The organism is Nguyenibacter vanlangensis (genome assembly GCF_013376155.1).
In the GTDB taxonomy this organism is placed as follows: domain Bacteria; phylum Pseudomonadota; class Alphaproteobacteria; order Acetobacterales; family Acetobacteraceae; genus Gluconacetobacter; species Gluconacetobacter vanlangensis.
In genome coordinates, this window is the sequence record NZ_JABXXP010000059.1 from 1 (window position 1) to 9956 (window position 9956).

Genomic DNA, 9956 nt, shown 5'->3' on the forward strand with positions numbered 1-9956 from the left:
GCACGAAGGCGGCCGGCGCGGGCGCGAACAGCGCGCGCCAGACCGCCAGCGGCCAGCGCATCGATAGCGGCCAGGCGATCTCCACCGGCCGATTGGCCTGCGATACGGGCCGCACGCCATGGATGAAATACGCATAGAGCGCGCGCATGTCCTCCTGGGTCATGCGCGCGAACGCGGGATAGGGCATCGCGGGATACAGGCTCGCCCCGTCCCGCCGCACGCCACGCCGCACCGCGCGGTCGAAATCCGCGAAACTGTAGCGGCCGATCCCGTGGCGCGGATCGGGGGTGATGTTGGGCGAGTAGATCGCACCGATCGGGGTCCTGATCTCCAGTCCGCCGGCATAGGCACGGCCATGCAGCGCGGTATGGCACGCCGCGCAGCCGCCCAGCCGCGCGACATAGGCCCCCCGATCGACCAGGGGCCGATCGATCGGCGTGGCCCGGCCGGTCATGTCATGCCGTGCCGGCGCGCCTGCCGCATCGGGCCGTGCCGATGCAACGCCCGCCAGCAGGCCCAATACCATTACGCCGATCGTCATGACGAGCCTGCCGCGCATCCCGCTCACTCCCGTCCCGATGCCATGATGTCGACGGCGCGGGTCGACGGCAGGGTCATGGCGCGGGCACGGGCGCCGGATTGGGCCGCGCATCGATCTCCCGCCGATAGGTGTCGTTGGCACGCTTGATCAGGAACTGGCGGATATCCTCGATCTGCTCCGGCCGCATCGAACTGTCGAAGCGATCCATGCCAAAGGCCGTCAGCGCCCCGCATCCGACGACGTTGTAGAAATCGCTCCGCCGGCGGAGCGCCCCCGACCAGCGCAGGTCCGGCAGCACCCCGCCGGCCTCGGCATCGTCGCCATGGCAGGACGCGCAATAGGTCTGATATTCGGAATAGCCGTTGCCGGCCCGCGCCGGGGCGTCGTTCGTCGGCGGCCTGACGGGCAGGAAGCCCGCGTCGTTCTGCGGCGGCAGCGCTTCCGTCCCGTCCAGCGAGAAGGCGATGATCCGCGAACGGTTGACCGTCCAGCCGCCGGTCCGCGCCAGCCCGCCCAGGATAAGCGGATAAGCTCCGCCCCAGCCGACCTCCACCGCGACATATTGCCTGCCATGGGCCAGATAGGTCACGGGCGGGGCGATGATCCCGCTCTGCGCCGCGAAACGGAACAGATCGCGGCCGTTGGTCGCGTCATAGGCATGAAATTCGCCGTTCGCCAGACCCTGGAACAGCAGGTCGCCCCCCGTGGCCAGGATGCCGCCGTTCCACGGGCCCTTATGGTCGACCCGGAAGGCTTCGCGCTGCCGCACCGGATCCCAGGCGACGATCCAGCCCTTCAGGTCGCGGGCGAAGGCCAGCCTGGCCTCGGGCCTGTCGGGAATGCCGGCCTTGGCCATGTTCAGGCCGAGATTCCAGCTATCCGGGTGCGCGGTAAAGCCGCCGGGCTGGGCCGAATACCGAAACGGCACCTGCTGGGCCGGGATATAGACCAGGCCTGTGCGCGGGCTATAGGCCATCGCCGCGAAATTATGGGCGCCCAGACCGCCGGGAATGCCGTACCAGTCCTTGCCGTTCAGCGCATAGAGCGCATCGGGGTTGTAGAGCGGCCGCCCCGTCTTCGGATCGAGCCCGCTGGCCCAGTTCACATAGACATAGTTCCGGCCCGACAGGAACGCCCCGGTCCGCGCGTCGAGGATATAGAAGAACCCGTTCTTCGGCGCGTGCACGACCACGTGGCGCATGGCCCCGTCGATCGGCAGGTCCAGCGTCATGATCTGCTGGACCGCGGAATAGTTCCACTGGTCCATCGGCGTTTCCTGGAAATGCCAGACATAGGCGCCGGTCTCGGGCCTCAGCGCCACGATGCTGTCCAGGAACAGATTGTCGCCCACGCCATTCGAACGGTATTTGTAGTTCCAGGGCGACCCGTTGCCGACGCCCAGATAGACCAGATCGGTCACCGGGTCGTAGACGATCGAATCCCACACCGTGCCGCCGCCGCCCTGCGCCGTCCACGCCCCCGTCGGGCTCCAGCTTCCATAGGCCCGGGTCATCAATATGCCGTCCGACGCCGCATGGTCCGGCGCGTTCGTCGGATTGGGCACGGTGAAGAAACGCCAATCCAGCCGCCCCGTTTCGGCATCGAACGCCGAAACGAAGCCGCGCGCCCCGAACTCCGCGCCGCCATTGCCGATGATCACCCGTCCCTTGGCGATGCGCGGCGCGCCGTCGACGGTATAGGACCGCTGATGGCCCAGCGCCGCGTCGGGCGGGATGGTGTTCACGCTCCAGACCAGGCTGCCCGTCCTGGCATCCAGCGCGATCAGCCGCCCGTCGAACGTCCCGAAATAGACCTTGCCGTTCCAATAGGCGGCACCGCGATTGACCGTGTCGCAGCATCCCCTGTCGGCGATGGCGCCCGGAACGTGTGGATCATATTCCCACAGCAGCCGGCCGGTGGCGGCGTCCAGCGCCTTCATCTTGCTCCAGTTCGTCGTCGCGTACATCACGCCGTCGACGACCAGCGGCGTGCCTTCCTGCCCGCGATTGGTATTCAGGTCGTCATACCAGGCCAGTTTCAGCGTCCGGACGTTGGACCGGTCGATCTGCGCCAGAGGGCTGTAGCGCTGCTCGGAATAGGTCCGGCCATAGGTCGGCCAGTCGCCGGGATGGTCGTCCGCATAATGGATCGCCGCGCCCGTCGCGCCGGGCGCCGAATCCGCGGCCCGCGCCGGTTCCGTCCTCGCGCACAGCGCCGCGCACATTACGCCGGCTGCCATGATACGCCCAGCGAAACGTCCGAATGCGGCCCGTATCATGTCCGATGTCCTCTCGGCAGAAAGCAGACGGCGGAAAATAGAGCAAAGCAGCTCCGTCCGGCTCGCCGCACACGCCCAGGCCGGCCGCGGCGGCGATGACTGATCTCGACGATAATTATTCAGACAATGGAAACTATTCGGACAATGGATGATATTCTGTTCTTAATCGAATGTTGTGGACACTCTAGCGTCGCGGACGTTAACGGCCCGTGAAAGCGGCGGAATGCTGCTCATTGCCCGAAATCGTAATCGGCCAGCGGCACATAGACCGGCTGCCCGGCACCGCGCACCGAGCGGTAGAGGGTGAATTGCGCGGCTTCGAGCGGGGGCAGGGGGGTGGCGCCCCATCGCGCCATCCAGGCCGAAAGCGCGGTCGAATGCGTTGTCGATTGCGCCGCCGGCGGGGTGGTTTCCGGGAACTGGCGCGGCAGGGTACCGATGGTGACGTGCGGAATGAATTTCCGCCGGTCGGCGATCGCGATTCCCGCGCGGGTCAGCGCGGTGTCGATCTTGCGCTGCAGGTGCATCAGCGCGTCGGTCCGCGCGATGCCGATCCATAGCGTGTCGCGCCCTTCGCCGTGTGCGAACAGGCCCGGCCCCTCGGGCACCAGCAGGCAGGACGGCGCGCGGATCGCGGCCAGCGCGTGATGGATCTCCTCCTGCCGCGCGCGCTCGCGCACCTCGCCGATGAAGCGCAGGGTCAGGTGATAAGTCTCCGGCTCGGTCCAGCGCACGCCGCCCAGGCTGCCGCGCAGGGCGGCCATCGCGTCGCGCAGCGGCGGTCCGATCTCGAAGGCCACGAACAACCGCATCCCGATCTCTCCATCTGCGCACCGTCTGCGAACAGGATCGCCCGTTCGTGCGAACGGGAAAGTTTTCATGCCTCGCCCGGACCTGTATAGTCCGTACCGTGCAATTGTCTTGTCTCATGTTTCCGGTTTGTAATTCGGCGCCGGGACGATTTTTGCTTGAAACGGTCCGGCCGGACCCCACATCACAGACGCGAGATGTCCGGATTGCCCGGACAGAGGAAGGACACCATGGCTTTCAGCCCGGATTTTCGAACCATGCCGCGCCCCGCCGGCGCAGGCACCGCCGCCGGGGCCATCGACCAGGGACTGCGCGCCTATATGCTCCAGGTCTATAACTGGATGGCATCGGGGCTGCTGCTGACCGGGATCGTGGCCTATCTCGTGGCCAATACCGCCCTGCGCGAGGCGTTCTTCGCCCAGGTCGTCACGCCGATGGGCGCTGTCGCCGTCCGGCCGACCGGCCTGGGCATGCTGGCGATGATCGCGCCGCTCGGCTTCGTCCTGGTCATGTCGCTCGGCATCAACCGCCTGTCGCGCCAGGCGGTGCAGACCCTGTTCTGGCTGTTCTGCGCCGTCATGGGCGCCAGCCTGTCCAGCATCCTGCTCACCTTCACCGGCGTGTCGGTCGTGCGGGTGTTCTTCATCACGGCGGGCACGTTCTCGGCCATGTCGATCTGGGGCTACGTCACCCGGACCGACCTGACGCGCTTCGGCTCGTTCCTGATCATGGGCCTGTTCGGGCTGGTCATCGCCGGGCTGGTCAACATGTTCATGCACAGCGCGGCCGTCTACATGCTCTACAGCGTCGTCGGCGTGCTGGTCTTCGTCGGGCTGGCGGCGTTCGATACGCAGCGCATCAAGCTGACCTACCAGCAATTCGCCTACTACGAGGGCCCCGAGGCCGCGGCGAAGCGCTCGGTCTATGACGCGCTGACGCTCTATCTGAATTTCATCAACCTGTTCCAGTTCCTGCTTCAGTTCATGGGCGTCCGGAACAACCAGAACAACTGACGCATCGCCGACATCGCCCCGCCCGACGGGGGAACATCGCAGGCCCCGCCACCCGGCGGGGCTTTTTTTGTGACTCGTTTCATGACCCGGCCGCGTCAGGAACAGGACCGGAACATTCGCGGCCGGACAGTCCCGATCCAGGCTAAAATATGACTTATTCTACGTTGGAAAGAGTGGGATGACGGTGCTGTGATCGAAGGCAACCGCAGGCATATCGTTTTTTATCAATATGTTGAAAATCAGGACCGATTGGGTATGAAATTAATGGAAACATTATGTGAAGGCTTGCTTGTCACAACGTTCCGGTCGGATAAGGCAGGAAGAGAACAAGACGAAAGGGTGTAGCTGCGTAGAGAGGACGCTTCCGCACACCAGGCGGCACCGGGACCCGTTTCCCCCCGGCATCGGCCAGGCGCCGATACCGGGCCGAATCCTTGATCGAGATCATGGCCGAACACGCGGCCGTGACTTCATGACGGGATCGACCAGACGACGGCCCGCCCGTTTCCGGGATTTTCTCTCCCGGCCGGGCAGGCGAAGGAAGGCCGGATGTCACGTGACGCGACACCGCATCACGAAACGTGGCCGTGGTTCTTTTAAGCCCGTGGACGAAGCGAGCATGTGAGCAAGGGTGATGTCGAAACCAACGAGGCGTGAGATGAAGAAAAAAATCTTGCCAAGACTATCGAGTTTATTGAGTTTGTCCTCAGCGTTCCTCTTGGCGGGATGTGACTGGGCTACCCTCAACCCCAAGGGCATTATCGGCGTCCAGGAAAAGAGCCTGCTGCTGACGTCGACCTATGCGATGCTGCTGGTCGTGGTGCCGGTCATCGTGCTGACGCTGCTCTTCGCGTGGCAGTACCGCCATACGAACACCAGCGCCGACTATCTGCCGAAATGGTCGCATTCCAACAAGATCGAGGTGGTGATCTGGACGGTCCCCAGCCTGATCATCCTCTTCCTGGCCGTCCTGACCTACCAGACCTGCCAGTCGCTCGACCCCTATCGCCCGCTGAACGACGAAACCAACGTCAAGCCCATCCACGTCGATGTCGTCGCCCTGGACTGGAAGTGGCTGTTCATCTACCCCGACGAGGGGATCGCCACCGTCAACCAGTTGGCCTTCCCGGTGAACACGCCGGTCGATTTCCGCATCACGTCGGATTCGGTGATGAACTCGTTCTTCATCCCCCAGCTCGGCTCACAGATCTACGCCATGGCCGGCATGCAGACCCAACTGCACCTGATCGCCAGCGAGGCCGGCAATTACCTGGGTGAATCCGCGAACTTCTCCGGCCGCGGCTTCTCCGACATGCGCTTCCGCGCCCTGGCCATGAGCAATGACGACTACGCCGCCTGGATCCAGAAGGTGAAGGCGTCCTCCGAACAGCTCGACAGCACCAACTACCCCAAGCTCGCCGCGCCCAGCGAGGCGAACCCGGTCGAGTATTTCTCGCATGCCGCACCCGGCCTCTTCGACGGGATCGTCGCCAGATACAATAATGGCATGGTCATGGATAAGAGCACCGGCAAGATGCTGCACGTGCAGTCCGCGATGTCCGACATGAATATGAAGGAATAGGACAGATGTTAGGAAAATTAAGCTGGTCGGACATCCCCTTCGATGTGCCGATTCTCGTCGGAACGTTCGCCGGCGCCGCGATCGCCGGCCTGGCCGTCCTCGGGCTCATCACCTATTACGGCAAGTGGGGCTATCTCTGGAAAGAGTGGCTGACCTCGGTCGACCACAAGAAGCTGGGCGTGATGTATATCGTCCTGGCCCTGGTCGCCCTGTTCCGCGGCTTCGCGGACGCCATCATGATGCGCTCGCAACTGGCGCTGGCCTATGCCGGCAACCCCGGCTACCTGCCGCCGCACCATTACGACCAGATCTTCTCGGCCCACGGCACGATCATGATCTTCTTCATGGCGATGGCCTTCATGACCGGGCTGATGAACGTGGTCGTGCCGCTGCAGATCGGTGCGCGTGACGTCGCCTTCCCCTTCCTGAACTCGCTCAGCTTCTGGATGACGACGGTCGCCTTCGTGCTGATCAACATCTCGCTGTTCATCGGCGAGTTCTCGCAGTGCGGCTGGCTGGCCTATCCGCCCCTGTCCGAACTGCAGTTCAGTCCCGGCGTCGGCGTCGATTACTATATCTGGGCGGTGCAGCTCTCGGGCGTCGGCACGCTGCTGACCGGCGTCAACTTCTTCACGACCATCGTGAAGATGCGCGCTCCGGGCATGACCTACATGAAGATGCCGGTCTTCACCTGGACCATCTTCTGCACCACCGTGCTGATCATGCTGGCCTTCCCGATCCTCACCGTGGCGCTGGGGCTGCTGGGCCTGGACCGCTATCTGGGCATGCATTTCTTCACCAATGACGGCGGCGGCAACCAGATGCTGTACCTGAACGTCATCTGGGCGTGGGGCCATCCGGAAGTCTACATCCTGATCCTGCCCGCCTTCGGTGCGTTCTCGGAAATCACCCAGACCTTCTCACGCAAGCCGCTGTTCGGCTACAATACCATGGTCTATGCGACCTGCTCGATCATGGTCCTGTCGCTGCTGGTATGGCTGCACCATTTCTTCACCATGGGCGCCGGCGCGAACGTGAACGCGTTCTTCGGCATCATGACGATGATCATCGCGATCCCGACGGGCGTGAAGATCTTCAACTGGCTGTTCACCATGTATAAGGGCCGCGTCGAATTCCACGCGACCATGTACTGGGTGATCGGCTTCATGATCACCTTCACCATCGGTGGCATGACGGGCGTCATGCTGGCCATTCCGGCCGCCGACTTCGTCCTGCACAACAGCCTGTTCGTCATCGCCCATTTCCACAACGTCATCATCGGCGGCGTGTATTTCGGCTATGTCGCGGCGATGAATTTCTGGTTCCCCAAGGCGTTCGGCTTCAAGCTGAACGAGGCGTGGGGCAAGCGCGCCTTCTGGTTCTGGTTCCTCGGCTTCTACTTCGCGTTCATGCCGCTCTATGTCCTGGGCTTCGAGGGCATGACCCGTCGCATGAACCATTACGACAATCCGGAATGGCATCCCTGGATGCTGATCGCGGCGTTCGGCGCCGTGCTGGTCGCGCTGGGCATCGTCTGCCAGTTGACCCAGCTCTATGTCTCGATCCGCGACCGCAACCTGCCGGAAAACCGCGACCTGACGGGCGATCCGTGGGATGCGCGCACCCTGGAATGGTCGACCTCCTCGCCGCCGCCGTTCTACAATTTCGCCGTCATCCCGACGGTGCATGAACTCGATGCCTTCGCCCATCACAAGGAAGCCGGCATCGACACCCGCGCGGCCGGCGCGGCCTACGCCCCGATCCACATGCCCAAGAACACCTCCGCCGGCTTCTTCGTCGGTGTGTTCAGCCTGGCCCTGGGCTTCGCCGCGGTCTGGCACATCTGGTGGCTCGCGGCCCTCAGCCTGGCCGCCGTGATCGCGACGATCATCATTCGCAGCGCCAACAACGACGTCGACTATTATGTCCCGGCGGCCGAAGTTGCCCGCATCGAGAATGAGCACACCCGCAATCTCATGGCAGCACAGGCGGCGGAATAATGGCGCACGATATGACTGTTGATGCGGCCCACGCCCACGAGGAACACCACGAATCTCCGGTGGTGTTCGGGTTCTGGCTGTATCTGATGACCGACTGCCTCATCTTCGGCACCCTGTTCGCGGTGTTCGCGGTGATGCGCAACCAGTTTGCCGGTGGCCCCACCGGCAAGGAACTGTTCGACCTGACGGGCGTCGGGATCGAAACCGCGATCCTGCTGCTCAGCTCGATCACCTATGGTTTCGCGATGATCTGCGCCCACCAGACCAAGCTGGGGGCGATGCGGGCCTGGCTCGTCATCACCTTCCTGCTGGGCGCGGGCTTCCTGTTCATGGAAATCCGCGAATTCTCGCACATGGTCGCCGAAGGCAACGGCCCTGATCGCAGCGCGTTCCTGTCGTCCTTCTTCACCCTGGTCGGCACGCACGGGCTGCACGTCACCTGCGGCATGCTGTGGATGGCCGTCCTTATGATCCAGTCGACCGGCAAGACCGTGCTGTCCGAGCGCATGATGAACAAGCTGACCTGCCTCAGCCTGTTCTGGCACTTCCTGGACATCGTCTGGATCTGTGTCTTCACCTTTGTCTATCTGATGAGTGTGATCTGATGGCTGACGCGCACACCGCCCATCATCCGGGCCACCATTCGGGCTCGAGCCACGGAAGCGTAGGGTCTTACCTTACCGGGTTCGTGATTTCCGTCCTGCTGACCGCGGCGGCGTTCGGCATCGTCATCGCGCACGGCTTCTCGCCGGCCGGCACGCTGGCGGCGATCGCGGTGCTGGCCATCGTCCAGGTCTTCGTTCACCTGGTGTTCTTCCTGCACATGAACAGCTCGTCCGAGCAGCGCTGGAACGTCATGGCCTTCGCCTTCACGATCATGACGGTCTTCATCCTGATCCTCGGCACCCTGTTCATCATGCACGACACCGCCATCAACATGATGTCGCGCTGATCGCCCCCGGCCGGATGCCCGATCGCACAGGATCGGGTCATCCGGCCCAAGGTTCTGGCCCAAGGTTCCAGCCAAGGGCTCCGGCTCGGCACTCTTCGTGCGACGGTCATGAAAAAGGCCGGTGAGGATCATCCTCACCGGCCTTTTTCCAATCTAACGGCCCGCCCGCGCGGGCGGGCCGGCGACGTGCCCGCCGCCTCAGTCCTTGTGCGGCTCCGGCGACAGCATGTCCTTCTTGCCGGGCTTGTCCTTCCATGCGTCGGCATCGGCCGGCGGCGTGCCCTTGCGGGTGATGTTCGGCCATTTGGCGGAATAGGACGCGTTGATCTCGGCCCACGCCGCGGCCCGATCGTCGCTGTCGGGAACGATGGCTTCGGCCGGGCATTCGGGTTCGCAGACGCCGCAATCAATGCATTCGTCGGGATTGATCACCAGGAAGTTCTCGCCGGCATAGAAGCAATCGACCGGGCAGACCTCGACACAATCCATGAATTTGCAGCGGATGCAGTTTTCGGTGACCACGTAGGTCATCGTTCGTCTCCGATCATCTGTCGCTGGCGCAACACCGCCAGCTTTGGGGGCCTGCGAGGCACCGGCCGCGCTGGCCCTCGCCTACAATGCGCGCAGATATGAAAGCCTTTTGACGCCATGGCAAGCCAAAGACCCCATCACGTGTCGCATGGCTATGGCATCGGCTGCATCGGCGCAACATCGCCCGGTTCCGGCACGATCTCGTAAAGCTGCCGCGCCGCCGCGGCCGGCCCCCGCCGGGGCGCCAGC

Annotated in this window: 9 protein-coding genes; 5 read left to right on the top strand and 4 right to left on the bottom strand. The window is 63.7% G+C overall.

Annotation, left to right across the window (positions count from 1 at the left end; all coding sequences use genetic code 11):
- The 3 genes from HUK84_RS05675 to thpR form a co-directional block, all read right to left on the bottom strand.
- A partial coding sequence (locus HUK84_RS05675) for a c-type cytochrome (RefSeq protein WP_176639406.1) occupies positions 1–559 on the bottom strand: 559 nt, incomplete at its 3' end.
- 55 nt (positions 560–614) lie between these two features.
- Positions 615–2780, bottom strand: a complete 2166-nt coding sequence (locus HUK84_RS05680; protein ID WP_246285438.1) for a PQQ-dependent dehydrogenase, methanol/ethanol family — start codon at positions 2778–2780, stop codon at positions 615–617.
- Between the two features lie 269 nt (positions 2781–3049).
- Entirely contained in the window at positions 3050–3631 is a 582-nt protein-coding gene (gene thpR, locus HUK84_RS05685) for an RNA 2',3'-cyclic phosphodiesterase (protein WP_176639408.1), read from the bottom strand.
- Positions 3632–3859: 228 nt separating this feature from the next.
- Here thpR and HUK84_RS05690 point away from each other — a divergent pair, with 228 nt between their 5' ends.
- The 5 genes from HUK84_RS05690 (at position 3860) to cyoD (ending at position 9176) form a co-directional block, all read left to right on the top strand.
- On the top strand, positions 3860–4642 hold the full coding sequence (locus HUK84_RS05690; protein WP_176639409.1) for a Bax inhibitor-1/YccA family protein: 783 nt from the start codon (positions 3860–3862) through the stop codon (positions 4640–4642).
- A 658-nt stretch (positions 4643–5300) separates the two neighbouring features.
- Positions 5301–6224 (top strand): ubiquinol oxidase subunit II, encoded by a 924-nt coding sequence (gene cyoA, locus HUK84_RS05695; RefSeq protein ID WP_176639410.1) that lies wholly within the window; start codon positions 5301–5303, stop codon positions 6222–6224.
- A gap of 5 nt (positions 6225–6229) precedes the next feature.
- The gene (gene cyoB / locus HUK84_RS05700) at positions 6230–8224 is read left to right on the top strand and encodes a cytochrome o ubiquinol oxidase subunit I (RefSeq protein WP_176639411.1); all 1995 of its coding nucleotides are present in this window, start codon (positions 6230–6232) and stop codon (positions 8222–8224) included.
- A complete protein-coding gene (gene cyoC / locus HUK84_RS05705; protein ID WP_176639412.1) occupies positions 8224–8829 on the top strand; it encodes a cytochrome o ubiquinol oxidase subunit III in 606 nt (201 codons plus the stop codon). Before cyoB ends, cyoC begins: the two co-directional genes overlap by 1 nt.
- Positions 8829–9176 (top strand): cytochrome o ubiquinol oxidase subunit IV, encoded by a 348-nt coding sequence (cyoD, locus tag HUK84_RS05710; protein WP_176639413.1) that lies wholly within the window; start codon positions 8829–8831, stop codon positions 9174–9176. The genes cyoC and cyoD overlap by 1 nt, the downstream gene beginning before the upstream one ends.
- A 198-nt stretch (positions 9177–9374) precedes the next feature.
- On the opposite strand, the gene fdxA is transcribed toward cyoD, so the two are convergent.
- The gene (fdxA, locus tag HUK84_RS05715; RefSeq protein WP_176639414.1) at positions 9375–9707 is read right to left on the bottom strand and encodes a ferredoxin FdxA; all 333 of its coding nucleotides are present in this window, start codon (positions 9705–9707) and stop codon (positions 9375–9377) included.
- Positions 9708–9956 lie beyond the last annotated feature (249 nt).

Bases quoted from the DNA above. Each gene is read 5' to 3' on its own strand.
- HUK84_RS05680 (WP_246285438.1), bottom strand. From the start codon at position 2,780: ATGGCAGCCGGCGTAATGTGCGCGGCGCTGTGCGCGAGGACGGAACCG.
- thpR (WP_176639408.1), bottom strand. From the start codon at position 3,631: ATGCGGTTGTTCGTGGCCTTCGAGATCGGACCGCCGCTGCGCGACGCG.
- HUK84_RS05690 (WP_176639409.1), top strand. From the start codon at position 3,860: ATGGCTTTCAGCCCGGATTTTCGAACCATGCCGCGCCCCGCCGGCGCA.
- cyoA (WP_176639410.1), top strand. From the start codon at position 5,301: ATGAAGAAAAAAATCTTGCCAAGACTATCGAGTTTATTGAGTTTGTCC.
- cyoB (WP_176639411.1), top strand. From the start codon at position 6,230: ATGTTAGGAAAATTAAGCTGGTCGGACATCCCCTTCGATGTGCCGATT.
- cyoC (WP_176639412.1), top strand. From the start codon at position 8,224: ATGGCGCACGATATGACTGTTGATGCGGCCCACGCCCACGAGGAACAC.
- cyoD (WP_176639413.1), top strand. From the start codon at position 8,829: ATGGCTGACGCGCACACCGCCCATCATCCGGGCCACCATTCGGGCTCG.
- fdxA (WP_176639414.1), bottom strand. From the start codon at position 9,707: ATGACCTACGTGGTCACCGAAAACTGCATCCGCTGCAAATTCATGGAT.